We start from the raw sequence: 25,556 nt of genomic DNA, 5'->3' as shown, positions 1-25,556 counted from the left end.
GTTGAGCGTTCTAGTTAATCGGGAGCAGGCGCACGGCGACGGCGTCTTCTTGCTCAAGCGCGCGCTTAGCCAGCTGCTGCAAGTCGTGGAAGTTCGCGTAGCGAAGCTTTTCCTTGATCGCGGGCACCGTCGCAGGCGGCATGCTGAGCTCGTCGACTCCGAGCCCGGCGAGGATTTGCGCGCCGAGTGGATCAGCCGCGACGCCACCACAAACGCCGATCCATTTGCCTTCCGCATGCGCGGCTTCGGCGGCTTGGCGGATAAGACGCAGCACGACGGGATGCAGGCTGTCCGCGCGCTTGGCGAGCAGCGGATGGGTGCGGTCGACGGCCAGCGCGTATTGCGTCAGATCGTTCGTGCCCACGGAGAAAAAGTCGGCCACCTTAGCCAGCTCCGACGCCATGATGACGGCGGACGGCACTTCGATCATCACGCCCAAATCAATACGCGGTCCGTCGACTTCCCTGCGCACGGCTTCGGCAATGTTGCGGATGCGGCGGAAGTCATTGGACGTCGCGATCATCGGGAAAAGCAGTTTGATCGGGCCATGCTTGGCGGCGCGATATACGGCGCGTAGCTGCGTCTTGATAATGTCTGGGCGGGCCAAGCCGATGCGGATACCGCGCAGTCCAAGGAAAGATAAATCGCGCTCACTCAGGCCGAGGTAATCCACCGGTTTATCGCCGCCGATGTCGATCGTGCGCAGCACCATCGGCAGGCCGCCGAGTGCGTCCACCATCGCGCGGTAGCATTCGTATTGCTCGTCTTCACTCGGCGCATGCTCACGGTCGAGGAACAGAAATTCCGTGCGGACCAGCCCCACGCCTTCGGCGCCGGCTTGGACGGCTTCTTCGGCTTCGGCGACGCGGGCAATGTTCGCCACAACCTCAGTGCGCATACCGTCTTGCGTGATAGCCGGCTTAAAGCGATCCGTCCACGCGCGTTGACGCTGCGCATCGAGCGTTTTGATCACTTCGTTGGCGCTCGTGACGTCTTCTTCAGTCGGGTGAAGAATCATACGCGCGCCCGAGGCGTCGAGGACCACTTTGTCTTCCGCCGCAACTTGCTCAAGCGGCCAACCGCAGGCCACGACCATCGGGATGCCGAGCGAACGCGCCACAATCGCGGAGTGTGCATTGGGGCTGCCTTCGCGCAGGCAGATGCCGCAAATTTTCGAGCGTGAGAGCTGAGCTGCTTCGGAAGGTTCGAGGTCGTCAGCAATGAGGATCGACGGCGTCGTGAGGCTTGCCAACGAGACTTCTTCCGCGCCAGACAAAATCCGACTCACACGCCCGCCGGCGTCCTTCAAATCGATGCTTCGCTGGGCGAGGTGCTTGTCCGCGAGGGACTGGAGCTGGGAAACATTTTTTGCGAGCACGGTGTTCCAAGCCTGGAGCGCATCGACGCGTTCATTGATCTGCGCCGAGGCTTCGGTGAGGAGGATTTCGTCGCTGAGCATCGTGGCGTGCGCTTCGAAAAGATTGCGCTGCACCTTGTTCATCGAGGCGTCTTCAGACAGCTCGCGGAGCGTTTCCTCGGCACTGGCAATGGCGGCCTTCAAAGCGTCGCGTTCGGACGCCACATCGCCGCGCTTGCGCTCGGACGGCGCGGCCGAAAGCTGGCTCCACAGAAAGGCCGGACCAACCGCAATACCGGGCGCCGCCATCGTGCCAGTAATGACCTGCGCGTGGCTCAGGTCGGCGGGCTGCCAATCTACCGTCGGGCCCGCGCCTTCAACAGCTTCCTGCGGCTCGTCATTGATGATTTCTACGAGGCGCTTGAGCTGGCGCAAGTGGTCATCGGCAAATGGAGAATCGGAGCGGATCTCGATGTCGCTGCCAGCGCGAATGCCAAGGCCCACGATGCTCATTGCGCTGCGGGCGTCGGCTTCGCGGCCATTGGCAACGAGGCGGATATCACCGTCCATGCGCTCAGTGGCTTCGGCAATCTGGCTCGCCGGGCGCAGATGGAAACCGCGCGGGTTGCTAAACGGAACGATGATGCGCTCGCCGTCAAAATTATCGTCCGAGAAGCGCGCGCTCCCCTGCCCGCCGGCGGAAATTGCGCGGATAATGTCCTGCGGGTCTTTGGTGTTAGCGAGGCGCTCGGCGAGGGCTTCATCTGAAGTAATCGTTGTGATGCGGCCGAGCAGGCTGATGTGCTCATCACTCTTGGCGGCGATGCCGAAGATGAGCTTGGCGCGCTCGCCGTCTTTCCACGGCACGCCGACGGGAACCTGGATCAGCACCACGCGAGTGTCGTTGATCAAGTGCGCCTCCTGTGGGCGACCATGCGGGATGGCGACGCCGTTGCCGAGGTAGGTATTGGCGGTGCGCTCACGAGCGAGCATGCTGTCCGAGTAGTTGGCCTGGACGGCGCCCTGCTCGTGGAGGAGTTGCGCAACGGCGCGGATCGCGGCGTCACGCGAGTCAAAGGATTCGCCCAAGCGAATGTCGGAGGGAGATAAATCAAACATGGGAGATGAGATGGGGGTTGAGGGTAACGCGAACATCATGAAAACGATTACATATATATTTCAGCGAAACATCAAGCAAAAAGCCATCTATGCCCTAAAAACCAACTAAACTGCACACAATTAAGCGTTTACATTTCAAAAAACAGGCAATATTCATGTTAACGTTTTCACAAATTCGCCATTTATCCCCACTTCCCTGACCATGGCTAGCATTAAAGATGTCGCACAACGCGCCGGTGTTTCCATCGCCACCGTTTCGCGCATGATGTCGAACAAAACCTTCGTCAAAGAAGAGACACGCGAGCGCATTCAAGCCGCGATTGACGAGCTGAACTACCGCCCCAACCGCGTGGCCCAGCGCCTGCGCGACAGCCAATCGCACATCCTCGCGCTGATCGTCTCAGACATCCAGAACCCGTTTTTCAGCGAACTCGCGCGAGCAGTTGAGACCTTCGCCCGCACGCGCGGCTACAGCGTCTTCATCTGCAACACCGATGAAGACCCGGTGCTCGAGGAACGCTACCTTGAGCTGATGAGCCAGGAGCAAGTCGCCGGCGTAATCATCTCCCCTTCCCGCAAAGCCGCACCCAAACTCAAGGCGCTGCACAAGCTGAACATCCCCATTGTCTCGGTAGATCGGCGCGCGGGTGAGGAGTTCGACACGGTATTGATCGACAACACCGAGGCCGCGCAACGGCTGACCGAGCACGTCATTGCCGGCGGTTATCAAAAGATTGCGGGGCTATTTGGCGACCACAGTTTCACGGCGGAAGAACGCCTCGCAGGCTTTCAGCAAGCCTTGGCCGCGCACAACCTTTCGGCACACGAAGTCCGCCGCTGCCCCGCGTTTGAAAACGAAGGCTACGATGCCGCGCTCGCCATGCTGTCGTCCAACAACCCACCGGATGCGCTCATCTGCAGCAGCGCGCTGCTGGCCACTGGCGCCTATCGTGCGATTCAAAAGCTGAGTCTGAGCATTCCCTCCCAGGTCGGCTTTGCCTGCTTCGACGACCCGGTGTGGACGCGTTGCGTGAACCCGGCCGTGACCGTGATTCGCCAGCCTACACGCCACATTGGCGAAAGCGCAGCCGAGCTGCTGCTCAAGCGCATCGAGGAGCCCGGACGCAGCGCTTCGCTGATCCGACTGCAAGGAGAGTTGGTTGCGCGGGATTCGGTGCGTCAACCAGTTGCTTAGAGCATCATTAATCAACCTTACATAATGATTAACGGTTAGGCAATTGCATTGACACTCAAGCCCCTCGCCGAAGACTCGCGCAAGTATGATTAAACGCCTCTCTCTACTCTCCCTCTGTCTCGGAGCCTGCACGCTCTCACTACACGCTGATAACTGGATTGGCGGCCTTGAAGTTGGCTATGTCGAGGAAACATTCGACACGACGCTGTCCGGCCCAGGCGGAAGCTTCAATTTCGTCAATCGAGCACGCGGCGTTGAGCTTGGCGCTCTGGGAGGCTATGAGTTCGATGTGCTTGATAACTTCTCAATCGCCGCCTTAGCGCGCGGGACCTGGAACTCTGCAGAGTGGAATTACTCACTCGCCTCCGAACCGGCAACGTTTCGCTACGCCATGCCCTATACGCTGGGAATCGGCGTTCAGCCTCGGGTGGAAATTGCAGAGCCGATCAGCCTGTTTGCCGAACTCGGCGCTCAATGGGGTTACATCCAGCAACGCAAGTTTGGTCCGCTCACCGATGGCTACGACGTCAGCGACTGGCGACCTGGATTCGTGCTGGGAGCAGGTGTTGAATTCGATATCGATGACAACTTTTCGCTGCGCTTCAACTATCGCCATGTCTGGTACGAGGCCTATGACTTCCAATCGGTAACTCCGCTCGGCGCGCCTGTATGGAATGTCAATGACAAGCCAGAGACCAACCACATCAGCCTGTCAGTCATTTATCGATTCTAAAGCGGCCTACTTTCCCGTCGCCTTCGCCAACTGGGAACTGACTTCACCACACCAAGCCGTGAAGGCTTCCGTGACCCGGGGGATGCTCGTCCCACCAGTGGAATCAGACTCGATATCCGAGCCAAAATCGCGGTCGCTGAATTGCGCCAGCAGATTGCCGGCTGAGTCCGTGAACTCAATCTTCGTCGCAAGGTTATCCACGAACATTCCAGTGCCCGCGACCCGCAGCTTCTCGATGAAGTCCTGCCCCATCCCCAGCCCACTCCCCGGGCCATAAGTATTGGCGATGTCCGCTGGATTGTTTGCTGTCGGAGAAAATCCGGGCGCACGACTGATGATTTGCGAGATGCTCACTGTCGCATTGAGCGTCTTTTCTCCCGGTGCACTGACAATCGGTAGAACGGAGCCAACCTGAGATTTAAATGCTTCTTCAAAGGCAAATTCCAAAGCGGCCACGTCAGACGTATTTTCATCCGTAACGCCGTTGGCTGGCATTGCGGTGACTGACTCCAAGTAAACGGAGTCAAAGCCCTGCAATGCATTCGCCTCCTTGATCGAGAACTCTCCTGCGTCCCCCAATGTTGTCGTTTCGAAGCCGCCAACGGATGTTGTGGCAGACTGCTGACTGCAGGCCGTGAAGAAAAAAGCGCTGGCAAGCGCAGTGGTTGTGATCAGGTATAATTTCATAGAAGACAGTAGATGAACGTGGAGCATATTGCCTACCAATGCGCGCGTCAAACGCCATTTAGGGCCAATTGGCGGCAGGACACTGGTTGACACCGCGCGCTGAATTGTCTGTGATCCCCTGCTTTTTCCGAAACGTAAAATCCCATAAACACCATGAAAGCCCAGATGACTCCGCTCGAAGAGCTGCGGCACAGCGCGTCCCACGTGTTGGCCACGGCAATCCTGCGCCTCTACCCAGAGACGAAACTCGACATTGGGCCTCCTACCGAAACCGGATTTTACTACGACATCGATCTCGACCAGAAACTGACGGCGGAAGACCTCGAAAAGATCGAGGCCGAGATGAAGAAAGTCATCAAGGAAAACCAGAAGTTCGAGCGCCAGGAAGTCTCCCGCGAAGAAGCCATCGAGATCATCAAGGGCTGCGGTCAGGAGCGCTACAAGCTTGGCCGCCTCGACGACATTCCCGAGGGCGAAGCGATTTCCTTCTACCGCAACGGCGAGTTCATCGACCTTTGCGCGGGCTCCCACGTCAACTACACCAAGAAGATCAAGGCCTTCAAGCTGCTCTCCATCGCTGGCGCTTACCACCGCGGCAATGAGAAAAACAAGCAGCTCCAGCGCATTTACGGGACGGCTTTCGCCAGCAAGGACGAGCTCGAGCAATACCTCGAAGCCCTTGAGCAAGCCAAGGCCCGCGACCACCGCAAGATCGGCCGCGACCAAAAGCTCTTTGTCATCGACGAAGACGTCGGCCAGGGCTTGATCCTCTGGACGCCCAATGGCGCGATCATTCGCCAGGAGCTACAAAACTTCATCGGCGAAGAGCTCCGCAAGCAGGGCTACAGCCAGGTCTTCACGCCGCACATCGGCAAGCTGTCGCTTTACAAGACTTCCGGCCACTTCCCGTATTACAAGGAGTCCCAGTTCCCGGCCATCCCCCTCCCCGACGAGTTGGAAAAGGTCGCGCACGAAGGCTGCTCCTGCGCCGAGCTCACCGCGCGCCTCGAAGCCGTGGCCCCGCACTTCCGCGACGACATCAACGAGCGCACGGGCCGCGAAACCATCGGCGAAGACCGCGTCATGGACCCGACCAAGCTGTTGGACGGCTTCATGCTAAAGCCGATGAACTGCCCGCACCACATCAAGATCTTTGCCTCGCAGCAGCACTCTTACCGTGACCTGCCGCTGCGCCTGGCCGAGTTTGGCACGGTGTATCGCTGGGAACAATCCGGCGAACTCAACGGCATGACGCGCGTGCGCGGCTTTACTCAGGACGACGCCCACCTCTTCTGCACCGAAGACCAAGTAGCCGCTGAAGTTCAGGGCTGCCTCGCGCTCGTGAAGATTGTGCTCAACACCCTCGGCATGCACGATTACCGCGTCCGCGTGGGACTGCGTGATCCGGATTCCGACAAGTACGCCGGCGAGTCCGCCGTTTGGGACAAGGCCGAAGAAGCCTGCCGCAACGCCGCCAAGACCCTCGGCGTCTCCTTCACCGAAGAGCCCGGCGAAGCCGCGTTCTACGGCCCGAAGATCGACTTCGTGGTCAAGGACGTCATCGGCCGCGAATGGCAGCTCGGCACCGTTCAGGTGGATTATAATTTGCCCGTCCGCTTCGACCTGAGCTACATCGGCCCGGACAACAAGCCACACCGCCCGGTGATGATTCACCGCGCGCCGTTCGGCTCCATGGAGCGCTTCTGCGGCGTGCTGATCGAGCACTTCGCAGGCAACTTCCCGCTGTGGCTCTCACCGGAGCAAGTCCGCGTGCTGCCGATCTCGGACAAGTCAGCCGACTACGCGAACGAACTCCTCGCCAAGCTGTCCGCCATCGGCATCCGCGCCTCGGTCGACCGCCACGACGAAAAGTTCGGGGCCAAGGTCCGCCGTGCGGAAATGGAGAAGATTCCGGTCATGTTCGTCTGCGGCGAGAAGGAAGCCGAAGCCGGCCAAGTCTCGATCCGCTCCCGCATCGGCAAGAGCATCGAAGGCACGTTCTCGGTCGACGAGGCTATTGCCCAGATCAAAGCCAACGTCGAAGCCAAGGCCCTGCCCGAAGGCATGTAACCGCCGTTCGAATAATTTCCAAAGCCCCCGGTTAACCACCGGGGGCTTTTTTGTATGTTCTAATTCCTTGTCAGGTCACCTGAGCGGGATATCACTTTCTACATGCAATACCTGCTGCTCATACATGACAACACGACCACCGAGACCAAACCGGAAGAATGGGACGCCTTCTTCGAGGCTGCCAGAAAGAGCGGCTTGTTTCAAGGCGGCAGCGCTTTAGGAGAGCGTTGGATGCTGGGTGAGCAGTCCGCCACGTCAACGAATCAAATCACTGGCTTCATGCAGTTCAACGCGGGAAATCGGCAGCAGGTAATCGATCTGCTGAATCAGCATCCGGTCCTGCTACACGGTGGTTCAGCAGAACTCTGCGAAATGCCCAAGTCCTAGCAGGCGCCATTTAAAGCACTTTTCATCTAATTGGCGCTTTCGAAAGAGCCAGACTATGAAAGGTAAACAATACACGGCCGAACAGAAGATCCGTATTCTGCACAGCGCCGACCAGGAATACGTAAGCATCCCAGGATGCCAGTCGGGAATCCGTGGCATATTGGCTACATTCGATCCTTCAACGCCAGACTGAGCAAGGAGTGCCTTAACCGGGAAATGCTCTACTTCTTCACCGAAGCTCGAGTCGTCATCGTAGAGAAATTCTTACTAAAACTCACTGGCAACCAACGGCGAAAGCCCTGATATAATGGCGGATGGGGAGGGATTCGAACCCCCGGAGGCTTGCGCCTCAAAAGTTTTCAAGACTTCCGCATTCGGCCACTCTGCCACCCATCCTAAAGCCAGGAAAGCGCACCTTTTCCCATGTCATTAGCAAAAGGGCAAGGCGAATTTCTGCTTACCTCAACTCTTGCGCAATACCGCTCTGCTACTCAAACTAATACTTATATGGGCTCCCAACCAAATCACCATCACGGTTCCGACTGCCACACATCTCACGAAAAAAAGCAGCAAAAGGAACAATCGTGCTGCGAACATTCTGCGGCCAAAGAAAAAGCCAAGCTCGCTGAAGACAGTTGCTGTGGACATGCTGCGCAAAGTGAGCACAATCATCAGGAGCACGAGCACCATGAGCCGTGCCGCCACGAAAAGTCAGAGTCCAAGCATTCATGCTGTCACGAGTCCACCCATGACCAGCAAAAGCATGACACATGCGAGCACGAGCATCATGAACATACTGAGCATGATCACCGGGCACACGAACATCATAATCACGACCATGGCCACGAGCATGACTCCTGCTGCCACGGTCACACTGCAAAAAAGCAAACCGGCCCCGCTGATCCCAACGCGATTTACACTTGTCCAATGCACCCCGAGATCGAGCAAAAAGGCCCGGGTGAGTGCCCGATCTGTGGCATGGCGCTTGAGCCGAAAGAGCCAACCGGCGCAGTGGACGACTCCGAATACCGCTACATGCTCAAACATTTCTACGGCTCACTGATATTCTCCGTGCCCGTATTTCTCCTTGCCATGCTGCCGATGATGCCTGGTCTCGGCGACATTGCGTTTTTTCACTCCCCGGCCAATGGCTGGATCCAATTCGCACTGACTTTGCCAGTTCTCACGTGGGCGGGAGGTTTTATTTTCGTGCGAGGCTATAAATCGATCATCAGTTGGAACCTCAACATGTTCTCGCTCATTGCCATTGGAGTTGGCACCGCCGTGGCGTTCAGCGCCCTGGCGGTGATCGCGCCTGGCATTCTACCCGCCGAGTTCAAGCAAGGCGGTCACGCGCCCATCTATTTTGAGTCAGCTGCAGTCATCATTTCATTGGTGCTTTTGGGGCAAATGCTTGAGGCGCGCGCCAGGGGAAAAACTGGCGAAGCGCTTCAACTGCTCATGAGCCAAACGCCGGACACCGCCATCGTCATCGACAAGGATGGGCAGGAGCGCGAAGTCCCGCTCGAAGAGGTCACCGTCGGCCAACGCCTACGAGTCAAACCCGGCGCTAAAGTACCCGTGGATGGCAAAGTCGTCGAGGGCTCAGGCGCAGTTGATGAGTCGATGATTACTGGCGAGCCAGACCCGATCAAAAAGCAAGCCGACGACGCCGTTACCGCTGGCACCCTGAATCAGCGTGGCTCATTCACCATGGAGGCTGAAAAGGTCGGCGGCGACACCTTACTCAGTGGCATCGTCAGCTTAGTGGCGTCCGCGCAACGCAGCCGGGCGCCCATTCAGGCGGCGGCTGATCGCGTAGCGGGAATCTTCGTCCCCGCCGTCATCGCAGTCGCAGTCCTGTCGTTCATTTGTTGGGCAGCTTTCGGCCCCTCTCCCAAATTATCGTATGCGCTCATCAATGCCGTAGCGGTGCTGATCATCGCCTGCCCTTGCGCACTCGGCCTGGCGACGCCCATTTCGATCATGGTTGGAGTTGGGCGCGCCGCTCGTGAGGGCGTGCTCGTCAAGAACGCCGAGGCCATCGAAACGCTGGAAAAAGTCACCACGCTCGTTGTCGACAAGACCGGCACCCTAACCGAGGGCAAGCCCGACGTAACCGACATCGTGGCCGCCGACGGATTCGACGAATCCACCGTGCTCAAGCTCGCCGCCAGCATCGAGAAACACAGCGAGCACCCGCTCGCGCTGGCCGTTATTCAGGGTGCGAAAAACCGCGAGATCGCGCTGGCCGAAGTCCGCGATTTCGACTCCGAAACCGGCGACGGCGTGCTGGGTACAATCGACGGCGCGGAAGTCCGAATCGGTCGCCTGGACTTTGTCACCCAAAGTAAGCCCGCCAACGAAGACCTGAAGACGAAAGGCGACGCCCTCGCCAAGGAAGCCAAAACGGTCATTTGGGTCTCGCAGGACGGCCAGCTCGCAGGGCTAATCGCCATTGCGGACCCCATCAAACCGACCACGAAAAACGCGATCAAACAGCTCCATGCTCAAGGCCTGAAAATTATCATGATGACCGGCGACAACGAGCAAACCGCACAAGCAGTCGCCACCGAAGTCGGGATCGATCAGTTTCACGCCGGCGTAAAGCCCGCCGACAAGCACGACGAGGTGCAGCGCCTCAAACAAGCTGGGGAAAAAGTCGCGATGGCTGGTGATGGTCTCAACGACGCTCCTGCCCTCGCGGCGGCGGATGTCGGCATTGCTATGGGCGCAGGCACCGATGTCGCGATGGAAAGCGCGGGCGTAACGCTCGTCCAAGGCGATCTCATGGGCATCGTAAAAGCGCGCGCGTTGAGCCAGGGCGTCATGAAGAACATCCGGCAGAACCTGTTTTTCGCGTTCATCTACAACGGCGTAGGCGTGCCGGTGGCCGCAGGCATTCTCTACCCGCTGTTCGGCATCTTGCTCAGCCCGATGATTGCCGCCGCCGCAATGAGCCTCAGCTCGGTTTCCGTAATCACAAACGCCCTACGCCTGAAAGGACTCAAGCTCAGGGCTTAATCAACGTCGCCGGACTCAAGCCCGAGAAGGCCCTTAACGTAGCTCTTGACCATGCTCAGGAACTCGTGAATTCCATCCCAACCGTATTCCTTGAAAAAGTGGATCAGGAAGTAAATGGCCGCTAAATAGACGCAAATGGCGAACAGCCCAGCCACCAGCGCCGCCAACGCAACCAAACCATCCTCTTCACTTAGGCAAACACCGATTAAGAAGATGACAAAAGCCGGAAAAGTATTGGTTCCGGGTATGGGCAAGGTCATTAAGAGCGACATCAGGATGACCAAGATCGCGAGGGCGCGGCGCCCGGTTGGCTGGGTAACCACACGCAGGCGGGGACGAATAAAGTGCTCAAGAAATCCGAGGAACTTCGTCGCTGCTGCGATCATTTTTTGGAAAAAATCATACGGTAGGGTAATTTTTTTTGCTTTGTCCGGTAGCCAGGGAGAGTGCTTTCCTTTGAGCATTTGAACGCCAATAGTCAGCATGATCAGCCCAAAGGGCGTGCTGTAGCCGGCAGCGGGCACCGGCAGCGCACTCGGCAGACTAAGCAAGATGAGCACCAGCCCAAAGCCTTTCTCATCAATCACTTGCAAGATTTCCCCCATCGAATAGGCGCGCCGTTCCTTCATTTCACGGAAGCGAGTGAGCACCTGGCTAAGACTGGTTTTATGGGTATCTTGCATGATAAATTGTTATTTTTAGGAAAATTCTTGGAGATTAGCGATGCTAAGGTGATATATTCAGAGCATCTACTAATTTACTTGAATCCCCATTTCAGTGTGGCAAAAAAGGCATCTCTCGATGCATATTAATGACAGAAAGGCAACGCCTTCTTTGACTTAGGACGTTATTCACAATAAAACAACTGCTGGCGACGTTGCTGACGCCAACTAATTTAAACTCTCCACCCCTAGTATTCTAATGAGCGCCGAAGACAGGTCTGTTCGCCCACATCTAATGTCTGGGCTCGGACGCGTTCAAAGTAAGGACGAGCAAGTCAGTGAAAGGCTCTGCCGGAAGACTATTTCCCGCCATCGCATCCAGGTGGATTACCTGTTGCACGTGCCCGACTGGGAAGGGCTCTACCAGCCTGGCCTCGAAGACCTTTCACTTCCCCTCCCCCGGCGTGGCATCAACCTCCGTGCGTTACTGGATAGCCTACTGGTTGAATACAAGCATCAGTTGGCCCAATGGGTCATCAACCAATACCGCGGACGCTTTCCCGCCAGTCAGGCCAAGCGCATTGCGCGCATCTGGGCGCTGGATGGCTTGGAAGAACCCATGGGCGAGAAACTGAATTTCAGCGAATGGCTCGAATTCAAGGAGCGCTTGCTCCACCGAATGAGAATCGAGCACAACCGCTACAAGAAGGCGCAGACGATTCTCTTCCGTCGCTATCAATCGCTCTTGCATAAGCTGGTCAACCGTCAGGTGTTCGATCCCGGTCAGCGCCCGGACGCCTATCAGGAAGCGTCGCTTGGACTGATCCACGCCATTGATAAAGTGGAGGATTCCGGCGCCTCGTTTGGCAGCTATGCCCGCACTTGGATCACGCGCCAAATTCGCAATTACCTCATGGGAGAACGCTTCCCGGTTCACGTGCCGATCAATCTCGCATCGCGTCTGCTTCGTGAAGGCAACGAAGCCCAGCGAAGGGACGAGAATGAAAAGAAGGCCAAGCGGCCCGGCGATCCCGCACCACGCACGGCGGAGGAACTTCAGCCTTTTCATGAGCTGCTCCACCCTGGCGTGCCGCTCGACGCCCCAACCAGTGACGACGAAGCCCCCCGCCAGTTGGCCGACGATCTCGCCCAAGACCCACATGAACGCCTTTCCCGTAAAGACCTCCATGCCGCTCTTCGGGGCCTGATGTCCGAGTTGACCGACAAGCAACGCGAAGTTCTCGCTCTCCGTTTTGGCCTCAACGAAGGCAACCGCCAGTGGACTCTTTCGGAGATCGCCCAGGAAGTCGGCATCAGCCACCAGCAAGTCTCCCAACGTGAGAAGCGCGCCCTGGAAAAGCTGGAAAGCGTGTTGCGCCCACTCTATGATGAGATGAATGCCCTTTGATGTGCTTTGGCAATCTCCCCCCGCCAGCCATACCGTAATAAGAAGTCCAAGATGATCGGCTTCGATTGTTCGGAATAGATGCGTTCTCGTGACCACCATGCCATGCATGGGAGCGGAACGAATCGAATCTAAGAACTCTGAGGAATTCCATGGGAGAGACTGATTGACTCGGGACTAAATACTCGTCAGTAAGGCTGCTTATTTTGCCAAAGATTCGGCAGGATAATCCTAAATGTTCACTCCAATAAGCCGATTGGTAGAGAGAATTGCTTAAAGTCATCTCCAGCAAGAACCTACTCTATATACTGTTAGCCATGTGCGCCGTGATCGGGTGCGCCTCTGCACAAAATGCAGATGTTGATTCGCTGGCGGAAGTCAACGCGCCCAGCAAACCCATTGTATTTAATGACGAGGAGTTGGCTTGGATAAAGAAACACCAGCGCCTGACCGTCGGCGCCGATAACCACTTCCCCCCCTTCGAGTATGAAAATAGCGATGGGAATATTGTTGGCCTCGCGATAGCCTATCTAGACTTGGTGGCCGAAGAAACAGGACTGCATTTCGAGGTAAAGCATTCAAATCGCTGGCAGGCGCTGATGGAGCAAGCCAGCGTTGGTAAGATCGACCTCATGTCCGGGGCGGTGCCTACCCCTCAGAGACGTGAAAAATTCTACTTCACGCAGCCCTATGCCGTATTTCCCTCGGTGATCGCCACTCGTGACGATGCCCACTTCGTTGGCTCTATGCGCAACCTGATCGGTAAAAAAGTCGCCGTAGTGGAAGGCTTTTTTGAAGAAGACATCCTGCGCAATGACTACCCGAAGCTCAAACTGGTCACGTTTCCCACCCGCAGAGAAGCGCTCTATGCGGTGTCCACCGGCGAAGCTTATGCCTACATCGGCAACCTTGCGATCATCAGCTATCTGATCCGCTCGGAGAATTTTGACAATCTCCAGATTGCCGCCCCCACGCCATTCAACCGCATCGGCCTGAGCATGGCGTCAACAGACCCGGTGCTCATTGGCATCATCGACAAAGTGCTGGCGAATGTCAGCCCGGAGCGACGCAATTCACTGGAGCAAGAGTGGATTGCCGTCAGGTTTCAGGAAGTCGAGTATCTGGTGTTTGGTAAAATTGGGGCCGGAATGCTTCTGGTCACCGGCCTAGCCATGGCTTGGGTATTCTCGCTCAAAGTGCAAATCCGCAAACGCCGACGAACGGAAGAGCAAATCATCCTGGCCAAAGCGCAAGCCGAACGCGCCAAAACACAAGCCGAGCACGCGAAGGCGCGCGCTGAAGAGGCAAATGCCCGTAAGTCAGAGTTTATGGGCATCGCTGCGCACGACTTAAAGAACCCACTGGGCAGCATTCGAGGTCTATCCGAAATGATGAAGGAAGACCTGCAAGCGACGGAAAACTCCCCCCCTGCCCTCAATGACCAAATTGATACTTTGGAAACGATTCGCAGCGCCGCAGATCACATGCTCGAACTCGTCGAAGAACTGCTTGATGTCGAAGCGCTTGAAAGTGGCGCTGGGCAGATCGAATCCGAGTATGTCAGCCTACATTCCATCTTGGACGGCGTCGTTGAGTTTAATCGCCACGCTGCGGCCAAAAAGGGAATCGATCTGAAATACGCCTGCTCCGTCGAAAAACCAATTACGCATGGCGACGTGGGCCGCATCCGTGAAATCCTCGATAATTTGGTCAACAATGCCGTCAAATATACGCCTTCTGGAGGTGTCGTCCAGGTATGGTTGGATTTTGTCGATGGTGAAAACATGCTCCGGGTAACCGTGCAAGATGAAGGTCCCGGCCTCACGGACGATGACTTAAAGAAGCTCTATGGCCGTTTCTCACGCGGCAGCGCCAGGCCGACCGGCGGCGAATCCTCCACAGGCCTCGGACTCTCCATCGTGAAACTCATGATCGAAGAACTCGGTGGAGTCACTTGGGCGGAAAACCGCATCGATCGCAAAGGCAGCTTGTTCTACGCAGACTTTCCGAGATACGTGTAGATAGAGATTAGATCAACAGGAGATGAGTTGAGTCAGGCTACACCTTTGCCTGAACTCCATAGCTTGCGATTCAGGAACCACAGCACGCCGATCACCAGAATAGTAAACCAAGTCGCAATCAGAGCCAGTAGAATCAGCAGTCGGCGGAAGCCGTCTTGAATGAGCCGGACGCGCACTTGCTCAACGTCGCTCACCAGTAGTTTTCGTTCGCGGACTAGCGACGCCTCCACTTGCTTCAGTTGATAGGCCAGATCTTCACCGATTTCAGTCCTTGCCTGATTGAGATCACCCATCACGGCCTTACGTTCACTGGTGAAATAAAGCGTCAACGCCTCACGCTCCTGAGCCAGGCTGAGTAGTGCGTCATCGGTGATGTCCTGAAAAGAGGTCAGGATTTCAGTTCTTTCTTTTTCAATCATTGCCGGAACCTCATCCAACGAGACCGAGAATTGTTCCATCGTTTGCGAGGTTGTGTCCATAAAAGCCGGAATACGCTCGGTCGTCTCATGGAGATGAAAGTCATTCACCTTGTCCTGAAAAAGGAGCTCGGCTTCCCATCGTAATTGAGCGGGCATCTGATCGCCATAAACATCAATCTTTCGATTGAGGTCCTCCACCGAGGTGACCATGGCGTCCATTGCCTCACCAAAGGAAAGTCCGAGCTGAAGGCTCATGTCGGTCGCCTTGTTGGTAATGTTCTCTCGAGAATCAAAATTCCCCTCAATAGGATGCTGAGTCGCCCAATTCCGGAGGAGATCACGAGCACGGACGGTATCGTCGTCAATATCCACATCCGCATAGAACGCCTCCATCCGGTCTTTAAGTTGTCTGCCCGCCTCGTAGCCGTGGATCGCATAGTCTTTAAACTCATCCTTGCCGGGACCGGTTTCAAAATAATCCATCATCTGATATCCTAGCGCCCAGGTATCCAACAGGGCAATTTGAGGATACTGCATGAAGAGCGATTCACGCACGGTGGGAACGGCATTAGCCTTCCACCGAAGCGCCGCAAGCCGCACCTCGGGATCATCGGACTCATCGATCACTTTGTCCGCCGTATCCGCAACCAGCCCCGTCATCGGATTAATCAGCGAACGCACTCGCAAGCGAAGCTGATGATGCGTCACCCGCATACCATCGATTTTCTCGTCCTTGGTTTTTCCGCCGAAAAGCACGGAATCGCCACAACCAGCCACCCCGACCAAGACAGTCGAGATCAAGATCGCTGAAACGCAACAACGGAAAAAACAGCGCAGCATAGTTAGCGAAGAATCAGCATATTCCCCGCCAATGACAAGCGTAGGAGTTCGGGAGTTGCGAGGCATGCGTTGCGAGGGTTAATCCCCAATCCGGTTCCTCCCCCACTCGCTACTCGTTCTTTGTCATTCCGCATTCAATATTCGCTTGCCTTCGGGCTGATAAACCTGTGTTTTGGCTACTTTGCGCGAAGTGGGTTTCCACGGCGGCATCACAAAAGCATAAACAAACCAAACAACCTAACCGTCAACCCGGGTCCGGGCCACGCGCCAGACTCGCATCCATATACCTACCATATGAGTTCATTAATGGAAGAGCTGCTAGCTGAAAGCAGCTTCGCAAACCTCGCTCCCCACGCCATCGTTAAGGGTAGCATCACCGAAATCCGCGCCAACGAAGTCATCGTTGACATCGGCGGCAAGAGCGAAGGCTCGATCAACGCCAACGAATTCATGGACATCGGCGAATTGTCCATCGGCGACGAGATCGAAGTTTACGTCGAAAAGGTCGAAGACAAGGAAGGCAACCCCATCCTCTCGTTCGACAAGGCCGAGCAAAAGAAGAACTGGGAAAACATCGTTAACCAGTGCGAAGAAGGCTCCATCGTTCCTGGCCGCGTAAAGGCTAAGGTCAAGGGCGGTCTGATCGTCAACATTGGCGTCGACTCCTTCCTGCCGGCATCGCAGATCGACATCCAGCCCCCGAAGAACCTGGATCAATACCTGCACCAAACCTACGACTTTAAGATCGTTAAGATCAACACCGAGCGCCGCAACATCGTCGTTTCGCGTCGCGAGCTGATCGAAGAGCAGCGCCTCGAAAAGCGCCGCACGCTCCTCGAAGAAGTGAAGCCGGGCGACGTCCGCCGTGGCGCCGTCAAGAACATCACCGACTACGGCGCGTTCATCGACCTCGACGGTCTCGACGGCCTCCTCCACATCACCGACATGAGCTGGGGTCGTATCTCTCACCCGAGCGAAATGCTCAAGGTGGGTGAAGAGATCAACGTCATGATCATCGAAGTGGACCGCGACCGCGAGCGTGTTTCCCTCGGCCTCAAGCAGACCGTTTCCAATCCTTGGGACAACATCGAGCACAAGTATCCGGTCAACGCCAAGGTTGCCGGTAAGGTCGTCAACCTCGTACCTTACGGCGCATTCGTTGAGCTGGAAGAAGGCGTGGAAGGCCTCGTGCACGTCACCGAGCTGTCCTGGACCAAGCGCATCAACAAACCGAGCGAAGTGCTCAAGGTTGGCGATCAGATCGAAGCCGTTGTTCTGGGCATCCAGAAGGACGAGCAGAAGATCAGCCTCGGCGTCCGCCAGCTCGAGCCGAATCCCTGGGATATGGCTCGCCACAACTACCCAGCCGGCGCCCGCGTTCGCGGCAAGGTGCGCAATCTCACCAACTACGGCGCATTCGTCGAGCTGGAAGAAGGCATCGACGGTATGGTTCACGTCTCCGACATGTCCTGGACCCGCAAGGTCAACCACCCGAGCGAAGTGGTCAAGAAGGGCGACGAGATCAACGCCATCGTCCTCGACGTCGACAGCGACAACCAACGCATCTCGCTGGGCATGAAGCAGCTCATGGAAGACCCATGGGACAACATCGAGCAATACTTCAAGATCGGCGACATCGTCACCGGCAAGGTATCCAAGCTCACCGGCTACGGCGCCTTCATCGAACTCGAGCACGGCATCGACGGTCTGGTTCACATCAGCCAGATTGCCGAAGACCACGTCGAGAAGATCAAGGATGTCCTCAGCGAAGGCCAGGATGTCAACGCCCGTGTGATCAAGATCGACGCCGAAGAGCGCCGCGTGGGTCTCTCCATCAAGGCCGCTTCTTACGACACCGATCAGCTCGCCGCCGAAGTCGCTGCGTTCGACCGCATCCAGGATTCGGGTCAAATGACCTCCCTGGGCGATATCCTCGACGAAGCCACCAAGGGCTAAGCCCACGGTTCGCAAATCCGTTTTCACCAACCCCGGTCAGCAATGGCCGGGGTTTTCTGTGGCTGCAAACAGTGAGTGGCCCCGCGTCGCCGATATTCCCGCCAACCAGCGCTTAAATTCACGATGCTGAAATTGTCCACAATCACTTTGGCTCCTACGCCGTAAGGAGGGCAACGCTTTGTCGTTGCCGCAATCTGTTGGCAACTCTGGCGCCCCGAAAATCAGCGCCCCCAAGCAACTGTGGCAACGACGAAGCGTTGCCCTCCAGCCATAAAAGCGCGCTCCAGTTGAAATTTCACCTCGCGCGCCTTTGTGTGAGATCCCCACTCCTCGCGCGGGCCACCCATACCGCAACCTGAGTGAGGTTGATTCCAACCGCGATCAACATCACCGCCTCTGCGGCAGTTTTTTTTGTGTGCAAATTCAATTCCTCAAACCCACTGGTGTTTTCCGGCAAAACCCACTGGTGTTTTTTAACAAAATCCACCGGGGCAAACTGACAAAACCCACTGGTGTTTTCCGGCGAAACGCCCCAGTGTTTTGCGACACAACCAACCAGTGTTTTCCGACACAAAACACCTAAGGGTTCCGACACAACACACCAGAGGATTGCGGCAAAAAACACCGGAGCATTTCACCAAAACACTACTGGGTTTGATGGGACGTCTAAAAACCAAGTTGCCCTTCGTGTGGGTCTCTCGATCAAGGCGCTTCTTACAACCAGGATCAGTTGACAGCCGAAGTTACTGCTTCTGACCGCATCCAAGGCGCCGAGCAGCTCCACCAACCTGGGCGACAGCCTCAACGAAGCTGCCCGGAGCTAATCCTGCGATTGCCAAACCGATTTCCCCAACCCTCGGTCAGCAATGACCGGTTTTCTGTGGTTCCATTCATGCCTCCAACGCGGCCAGCAAAGTTCGTAGCCATGCAGAGTCATTAACGTATTCTTAAGTCCAACCATGATATGCTCAAAGCATAAATATTTCCCTACATTAAGCACCTTACTGTAACGATAATAAATATGTATAATCGTTGACGAACCTAAATGCGCCTAATCATCCTTAGGCTCCGATAGGCATAATGAATAGAATTCTCACTCACCTTCTTCACGGTTTCAGTATTTGGCTCGTCTTAGCGGGAGTCACTGCCCAGTTGCAGGCTGAAACGATCTTCTCCGAGGATATTTCCACTTGTACGGTTACCTTTCAACTTGGCGACTATGGCACACTGCTTTCCGGGGAGTTATCTCAAACGATAATTGAAGGCGGTTCGGCCATTGCGCCAGAGATATCAGTCGACGATGGATGGGGTTTTGCCGGTTGGGATACCGAATTCAGCGATGTTATGCAGGACATAACTGTTACGGCGAGCTATCTCGCTGAAGATTGGGCCGGCATTCTGGAGACTAACCTCACGTCCAGCGAAGCCGATCGAAGGGAGTATTTTGGCTCCAGCGTGAGCATGAGCGGTCACACAGTAATCATTGGAGCGCCTGGCGATCAGGACAGAGGAGCCAATACTGGCAGTGCCTATATCTACATTCAAAACAACGGCGCGTGGACCGAACAAACCAAACTCACAGCCAGCGATCCAGCAGCAGACAGCGAATACGGCAGTAGTGTGGGCATCAGCGGTGACACCGTGGTCATCGGCGCTCACGGCAAATATGATGAAACCGGCGCAGCATACATTTATACTCGGAACAACGGAGTTTGGACCGAGCAAGCCAAACTCATTGCGAGCGATGCTGCAGTTGAAGACAACTTTGGTTCAAGTGTGTCCATCAGCGGCGACACAATAGTCATCGGTTCGAAATATGACGATGATGCTGGTATATCCAGCGGTAGCGCCTATGTGTTTACCCGAATTGATGGTGAGTGGCTTGAACAAACAAAACTCATCGCCAGTGATGCTGCTGCTAACGACCGTTTTGGCTTTCGCGTGAGTATCAGTGGCGATACTGCAGTGGTCGGGACCTATGACAGCGGTAGCGCTTATGTCTTTACACGAACCGATGGAGTATGGTCTGAGCAGGCAAAAATCACTGCCAGTGATGCACCTGTTCGCTTATTTGGCGACGATCTCAGCATCAGCGGCGATTCAATAATCATCGGCGCAGATGCCAAAGCATATATCTATACTCGAACAGACGGCCTTTGGACAGAGCAAGCGCTCATCACAAACACTGAAGCAGGATCTGCACAAGATTTTGGTAAAACGGTTTCAATCAACGGCGACATCGCAATTATTGGAGCCGATCAGTCCAGCGAATCGGGCTCTTACAGCGGCAGCGCATACGTTTATATCCGCAAAGAAGGCGTATGGACAGAGAAAACAAAACTGACTGCCAGTGATGCAGATGAGGGAGACTCATTTGGCTGCAGCGTGAATGTCAGCGGCGATACGGTAGCCATTGGAGCGACCGGTGATGATAAAGGCGGAACTAGCAGTGGCAGCGCTTATATATATGACTTAGCCGTTCCGCCACTCACTGTTACGTTCAGCTTAGAGGACAAAGGGCAGCGCACCGGAGGCGGCGAGCTAAGCCAATTAGTTGTCTATCAGCAAGCTGCCATTGAGCCAACCGTTGAAGCAGCGGAAGGCTGGTATTTCAATGGCTGGAATCAGAATTTTTCAGAGGTGACCAAAAACTTGTCGATCAAAGCGAACTACTTGCCGTTACATACCGTGAATTTTGATCTCGGCGAATATGGCACGCTGACTAGCGGTGAGTTAAGCCAAGAAATTCCCAATGGCTTCCCAGCTACTGCACCTAATTTTTCAGTTGCTGATAACTGGGCTTTTATCGGGTGGGACACCGAATTTCTGGCAGTGGAATCAGATCTAATAGTAACTGCTCAATACGTGCAGATGCATACCGTTACCTTTGATCTGGGCGCCCATGGTTCGCTCATAGCCGGTACGTTAGACCAAGCAATCCCCGAAGGCGGGTCCGCGATCCCACCAGAAATTTCAGTCGCCGATGGCTGGGCCTTCGTTGGTTGGAATACTGAATACAGCAATATTTCACAGGATTCCACCATTACGGCGATGTACTCTAAGCTTGATCTGATCAGCTTCCTTGAGAGTAAGCTTTACGCTGGAGATGGCGCGGCTGACGACTATTTTGGCTATAGCGTGAGCATTAGCGGCGATACCGCCATCGTTGGCGCCTATCAAGATGACGATGGAGGAAACAGAAGCGGCAGCGCCTATATTTATGTCCAAAGCCAAGGCGAATGGAGCGAGCAAGCGAAACTCACTGCGAGCGATGCAGCAGCAAACGATTACTTTGGCTACAGTGTCAGCATTAGCGGCGATACCGCCATCATTGGCGCCTACCAGGACGATGATGAAGGTAAAAATAGCGGTAGCGTCTATGTTTACACACGAAACAATGATGTGTGGTCCTTGCAAACGAAACTGACCGCCAGCGACGCAGCTGCAGATGACTATTTCGGCTGCAGTGTCAGCATCAGTGGCGACACCGCCCTCATTGGGGCGCATTACGATGACGACGACGGGAGTGCGAGTGGCAGCGCCTATGTTTTTAGCCGAAGCAACGGTATTTGGACAATGCAAGAAAAGTTAACCGCCAGTGACGCAGCTGCTTATGATAATTTTGGACACCAAGTAAGCATCAGCGGAAACACGGCGCTCATTGGGGCGTATAAAAACGATGACGGAGGAAACTCAAGTGGAAGCGTCTACATATACACTCCAGACGGCGATACCTGGACCCAACAAGCTAAACTCACCGCCAGCGACGCAGCAGCAAACGATTATTTTGGCTACAGCGTCAGCATCAGTGGCGACACTGCCATCATTGGAGCCTATCAAGACGATGATGCGGGAAATGATAGTGGCAGCGCCTATATTTACACACGGAGCAATGGGCTCTGGACTGAACAAGCTAAACTCACCGCCAGCGACGCTGCAGCAGGCGACTATTTTGGCTACAGAGTAAGCATCAGCGGAGACTTTGCCATTGTGGGAGCCTATGGCAGTGATGATGCCACCTATGACAACGGCAGCGCCTATATTTACACTCGAAGCAATGGGCTCTGGACCGAGTTAGTAAAACACACCGCTAGTGATGCAACTGATGGCGATTACTTCGGTTTCAGCGTGGGCATCAGTGGCGATATGGCCATCATTGGCGCCTATGGTGACGACATCGAAAACACCAGCACTGGCAGCGCGTATATCTTTGACCTCGGAGCGCCTCTGATAACCGTAAGGTTCAATTTGGATAAAAAAGGACAGCGCACTGGCGGTGGCGAATTGAGGCAGCAGGTTGCACTATACGACTCCGCAATCGCACCAACTGTCAAAGCTTACTCCGGCTGGCATTTCAGTGGTTGGGACGTGGATTTTTCCCTGATCACCGATGAAATAACCATTACAGCGACCTACATACGCGCGTACACTGTAACTTTTGTTCTAGGCGAATATGGCGAAGCCGATGAGAACGACTTAACCCAGAAAGTGCCTGAGGGCAGCTCAGCAAATGCTCCGCTGGTTTCCGTAAAGTACGGTTGGGCATTTTCCGGGTGGGATACAGACTTTGACCAAATCACACAGAACACGACTATCACTGCCACCTATATCGAAAGGACTCTCGAAGACTACTTCGAGCAAAAGATCTATGCAGGAGACCCCACCCATGGAGCAAACTTTGGTAGTTCTGTGTGCATCGATGGCAACACGGTGGTTGTCGGAGCCTATGGCGACGATCACGCTGGGTACAATAGCGGAAGCGCCTACATCTACAAACAGATAGGCGGAGTCTGGGTTGAAGAAGCAAAACTAACCACCAGCGATGCAGCAGAAGCTGACTATTTTGGAAGAAGCGTAAGTATCAGTGGAGACACCGTCATAATTGGAGCCCATCGACAAGGCGATCGGGGCTGTGCATATCTCTATATAAGAAGTGACGGAGTCTGGACTGAACAGGCAAAACTGACCTCCAGCGATGGTGAATTTGGCGACATTTTTGGCATAAGTGTGAGCATTGATGGCGACACAGCGGTCGTCGGCTCAACTGAGTCTGCCTATATCTATACCCGAAGTGAAAATGTCTGGACCGAACAAGCAAAGCTTGAGGCGAGTGACGCCTCGGCAGGCGACTCCTTTGGCATTAGCGTGAGCATTAGTGGAGATTCTGTAGTCGTCGGAGCAAATAATGACGACGATACTGGTAGCGCTTATGTCTACACACGAGTCGGGGACGTCTGGACAGAACAAGCAAAACTCAACGCCAGTAATGCAGTCGTCAACGACTACTTTGGCTCAGCAGTCAGTATCAGTGGCGATTCAATAATTGTGGGCGCATATGCCGACGATGATTCAGGCACTTGGAGCGGTAGCGCATATATTTTTATCCAGGTTAATGGTAATTGGTCTGAACAAACGAAGCTCACAGCCAGCGACGCAGATGCGCTTGATGAATTTGGCTCTAGCGTGAGCATCAGTGGCGACACAGCCGTTGTCGGAGCAGCAAGTAATGACGACGCGGGTGAAAGTAGTGGCAGCGCGTATGTCTTCAGTCGTATTGATGGCGTGTGGCATCAAAAGGAACTTCTCACGGCAAGCGACGCCTTTCCACGCGATTATTTCGGATCCAGCGTAAGCATTAGCAATAATACGGTCATTGTCGGCGCGGAGAGCGAAGAAGGTGAGCATACATGGATAAACAATGTTGGAAGCGCCTATATCTATGATTTATCAACGCCTAAAGTTGCTGTTGTTTTCAAGCTGAACGGCAAAGGGCAGCGAACGGGGGGAGGTGAACTCAACCAGTTAGTATATCCGGGAAATGGGGCCACATCCCCGATCCTAAGCTCTAATAGCGGATGGGTGTTCGATGGCTGGGATTCCAACATCTACTACATAACAGCAGATTCAACTATCAACGCCCTCTTCAGCTACGATACCACTGATGCCGATGGCGACTTGATTCCAGATGGCTGGGAAATTGTCCACCTGGGACAGATCAACACCTCCGATGGCGTGGTGGATAGCGATGGCGACGGCAAGTCCGACTACGACGAGTATCTCTCCGGCAATAACCCCGCAGACCGCAATGACTATTTCAAGATAATCGAAGAGGAATTCGATGCGCAGGATCGCCGGATCACCTTGAGCTTTAATTCCAATGACGATCTTGCCAACCGACGCTACCGCGTGCTCTATAGCCCGGATATGTCGCCCGGCTCGTGGATCGAGGTTCCCGGCTCGGTCACGTCTCCCAGCAGCGGAGGTGAAACTCAGGTCACCGTCAGTTTACCTGGCGATGAAAACCTCTTCTTCGTCCGTATCGAAGCATTCATCGAGTAGACTTCCTTGACGAAGCCGCCAAGGGCTAAGCCAACGCCGCTGGTGCGGAAAAGCGCTCGGTTCGAGCCTTGGGGCCAAGTTTGATGAAAAGTGCTCTAGGCGCAGAATCGAGACATATCTTGATTTCCTCCCCGTGAATCCGCTAAACCTGCGGGTTCATGCCTAAAAACCCAAAAATCCTAGTCGCCCTTTCCGGGGGTGTGGACAGCGCCGTTGCCGCTCTGCTCCTCAAGCAGCGCGGTTATGACGTATCCGCCGCCTATATGCGCACTTGGATGAATGAGGAAGGCAGCGATATTCTTGCCGACTGTCCCTGGGAGGAAGACATCAAGCAGGCAAAGGCCGTTGCCGCGCATCTGGGCATTGATTTCGAGGTCGTGAATTTAATTCAGGATTATCGTGATCGAGTCGTGCAATACTTGGTCGAAGGCTACCGTCGCGGTGTCACTCCCAACCCCGACATCATGTGCAACCGTGAAATGAAGTTCGGCGTGTTTCGCGATTACGCGCAAAAGAGCGGCTTCGACGCCGTCGCCACCGGCCACTATTGCCGTCGACGCGAGAATGAGGACGGCTCCTATGACCTGCTCACTGGCCTCGATCCCAACAAGGACCAGTCATATTTTCTCGCGCTCGTCCGGCAGGATCAGTTGCGACAAGCGCTGTTTCCGATTGGCGAGTTGCTCAAGCCCCGGGTTCGCGAAATCGCCCTGGAGCAAGCCCTTCCCAACGCAAAGCGGAAGGACAGCCAAGGCATTTGCTTTTTGGGCAAGGTCAACATAAACGACTTTCTGCGGCATTACATCCCGGATCGTCCGGGCGAAATCGTCCGCGCAGGCACCGGCGAAGTTTTGGGAGAGCATCGGGGCTTGCACCACTTCACCCTGGGCCAACGCCAAGGCATTGGCGTGCCCAGCAATACCGACAACGAGCACTTTGTGGTGGTGAGCAAAGACTTCGAGGCCAACCAGCTCATCATTGCCTTTGACCACCAGGACGCCCCGGGACTCTGGGGCCAACAATTCACCTTGGAACGGTTGAGCTGGGTGAATGCGCCGATTACGGAAGCCTGCGCGATCGAGGCGCGCGGGCGCTACCGGGATCCACCAATTCGCATCCATTTTCAGCCTCTGGGGGGGGGCCGCGCCGCTATAAAATTCGAAGAACCCCAGCGCGCTTTGGCCATCGGGCAGGTATGCGCGCTTTACAAAGGTGATGCGCTTTTGGGTGGCGGGTTTTATTCTTAGTCTTTACATACCATTTTTTGTCGCTTTCACTAAATTGAAACTTTAAATTACCGATACATTAAAGCTAGTCGCTCTCGTCGACTTAACTATTACTC

Annotated in this window: 14 protein-coding genes and 1 tRNA gene; 10 read left to right on the top strand and 5 right to left on the bottom strand. The window is 55.2% G+C overall.

Features of this window, described 5'->3' with window-relative positions:
• Positions 1-10: 10 nt before the first annotated feature.
• Entirely contained in the window at positions 11-2,476 is a 2,466-nt protein-coding gene (ptsP, locus tag RBB63_RS03780; RefSeq protein WP_309381244.1) for a phosphoenolpyruvate--protein phosphotransferase, read from the bottom strand.
• A 202-nt stretch (positions 2,477-2,678) separates the two neighbouring features.
• Between ptsP and RBB63_RS03775 the strand changes: the two genes are divergently transcribed.
• Together RBB63_RS03775 and RBB63_RS03770 are read left to right on the top strand one after the other, a co-directional pair.
• Positions 2,679-3,671 carry a LacI family DNA-binding transcriptional regulator gene (locus RBB63_RS03775; protein WP_309381242.1) on the top strand — a complete coding sequence of 331 codons (993 nt, stop codon included), beginning with the start codon at positions 2,679-2,681 and terminating at the stop codon, positions 3,669-3,671.
• Positions 3,672-3,756: 85 nt separating this feature from the next.
• Complete coding sequence (locus RBB63_RS03770; RefSeq protein ID WP_309381240.1) at positions 3,757-4,404, top strand: outer membrane protein; 648 nt, start codon at positions 3,757-3,759, stop codon at positions 4,402-4,404.
• Between the two features lie 6 nt (positions 4,405-4,410).
• Here RBB63_RS03770 and RBB63_RS03765 read toward each other — a convergent pair whose 3' ends face one another.
• Positions 4,411-5,091 (bottom strand): DUF3313 family protein, encoded by a 681-nt coding sequence (locus RBB63_RS03765; protein WP_309381238.1) that lies wholly within the window; start codon positions 5,089-5,091, stop codon positions 4,411-4,413.
• A gap of 153 nt (positions 5,092-5,244) precedes the next feature.
• Here RBB63_RS03765 and thrS point away from each other — a divergent pair, with 153 nt between their 5' ends.
• Together thrS and RBB63_RS03755 are read left to right on the top strand one after the other, a co-directional pair.
• On the top strand, positions 5,245-7,161 hold the full coding sequence (thrS, locus tag RBB63_RS03760) for a threonine--tRNA ligase (protein ID WP_309381236.1): 1,917 nt from the start codon (positions 5,245-5,247) through the stop codon (positions 7,159-7,161).
• Positions 7,162-7,263: 102 nt separating this feature from the next.
• On the top strand, positions 7,264-7,548 hold the full coding sequence (locus RBB63_RS03755) for a YciI family protein (RefSeq protein WP_309381234.1): 285 nt from the start codon (positions 7,264-7,266) through the stop codon (positions 7,546-7,548).
• Between the two features lie 308 nt (positions 7,549-7,856).
• Here the strand turns inward: RBB63_RS03755 and RBB63_RS03750 are convergent.
• Positions 7,857-7,944, bottom strand: a tRNA-Ser gene (locus RBB63_RS03750).
• Positions 7,945-8,055: 111 nt separating this feature from the next.
• Here RBB63_RS03750 and RBB63_RS03745 point away from each other — a divergent pair.
• Complete coding sequence (locus tag RBB63_RS03745) at positions 8,056-10,572, top strand: copper-transporting P-type ATPase (protein ID WP_309381232.1); 2,517 nt, start codon at positions 8,056-8,058, stop codon at positions 10,570-10,572.
• Here the strand turns inward: RBB63_RS03745 and RBB63_RS03740 are convergent.
• Positions 10,569-11,255, bottom strand: a complete 687-nt coding sequence (locus RBB63_RS03740) for an exopolysaccharide biosynthesis protein (protein ID WP_309381231.1) — start codon at positions 11,253-11,255, stop codon at positions 10,569-10,571. The genes RBB63_RS03745 and RBB63_RS03740 overlap by 4 nt on opposite strands.
• A gap of 238 nt (positions 11,256-11,493) precedes the next feature.
• On the opposite strand from RBB63_RS03740, the gene RBB63_RS03735 reads away from it, so the two are divergent.
• Together RBB63_RS03735 and RBB63_RS03730 are read left to right on the top strand one after the other, a co-directional pair.
• The gene (locus tag RBB63_RS03735) at positions 11,494-12,642 is read left to right on the top strand and encodes a sigma-70 family RNA polymerase sigma factor (RefSeq protein WP_309381229.1); all 1,149 of its coding nucleotides are present in this window, start codon (positions 11,494-11,496) and stop codon (positions 12,640-12,642) included.
• A 314-nt stretch (positions 12,643-12,956) separates the two neighbouring features.
• Complete coding sequence (locus RBB63_RS03730) at positions 12,957-14,660, top strand: transporter substrate-binding domain-containing protein (protein ID WP_309381227.1); 1,704 nt, start codon at positions 12,957-12,959, stop codon at positions 14,658-14,660.
• Between the two features lie 32 nt (positions 14,661-14,692).
• Here the strand turns inward: RBB63_RS03730 and RBB63_RS03725 are convergent, their stop codons facing one another.
• A complete protein-coding gene (locus RBB63_RS03725; protein WP_309381225.1) occupies positions 14,693-15,985 on the bottom strand; it encodes a hypothetical protein in 1,293 nt (430 codons plus the stop codon).
• Positions 15,986-16,225: 240 nt separating this feature from the next.
• Between RBB63_RS03725 and rpsA the strand changes: the two genes are divergently transcribed.
• The 3 genes from rpsA to mnmA all read left to right on the top strand — a co-directional run bounded on the left by rpsA (position 16,226) and on the right by mnmA (position 25,461).
• The gene (gene rpsA / locus RBB63_RS03720; RefSeq protein WP_309381223.1) at positions 16,226-17,875 is read left to right on the top strand and encodes a 30S ribosomal protein S1; all 1,650 of its coding nucleotides are present in this window, start codon (positions 16,226-16,228) and stop codon (positions 17,873-17,875) included.
• Between the two features lie 1,080 nt (positions 17,876-18,955).
• A complete protein-coding gene (locus RBB63_RS03715) occupies positions 18,956-24,214 on the top strand; it encodes an InlB B-repeat-containing protein (RefSeq protein ID WP_309381220.1) in 5,259 nt (1,752 codons plus the stop codon).
• Between the two features lie 158 nt (positions 24,215-24,372).
• Positions 24,373-25,461 (top strand): tRNA 2-thiouridine(34) synthase MnmA, encoded by a 1,089-nt coding sequence (gene mnmA / locus RBB63_RS03710; RefSeq protein ID WP_309381218.1) that lies wholly within the window; start codon positions 24,373-24,375, stop codon positions 25,459-25,461.
• Positions 25,462-25,556 lie beyond the last annotated feature (95 nt).

This window comes from Cerasicoccus frondis (assembly GCA_031296915.1).
GTDB lineage: Bacteria > Verrucomicrobiota > Verrucomicrobiia > Opitutales > Cerasicoccaceae > Cerasicoccus > Cerasicoccus frondis.
Note: the sequence above shows the minus strand (reverse complement) of the source record. Positions and strands in the feature narration are given on the sequence as shown.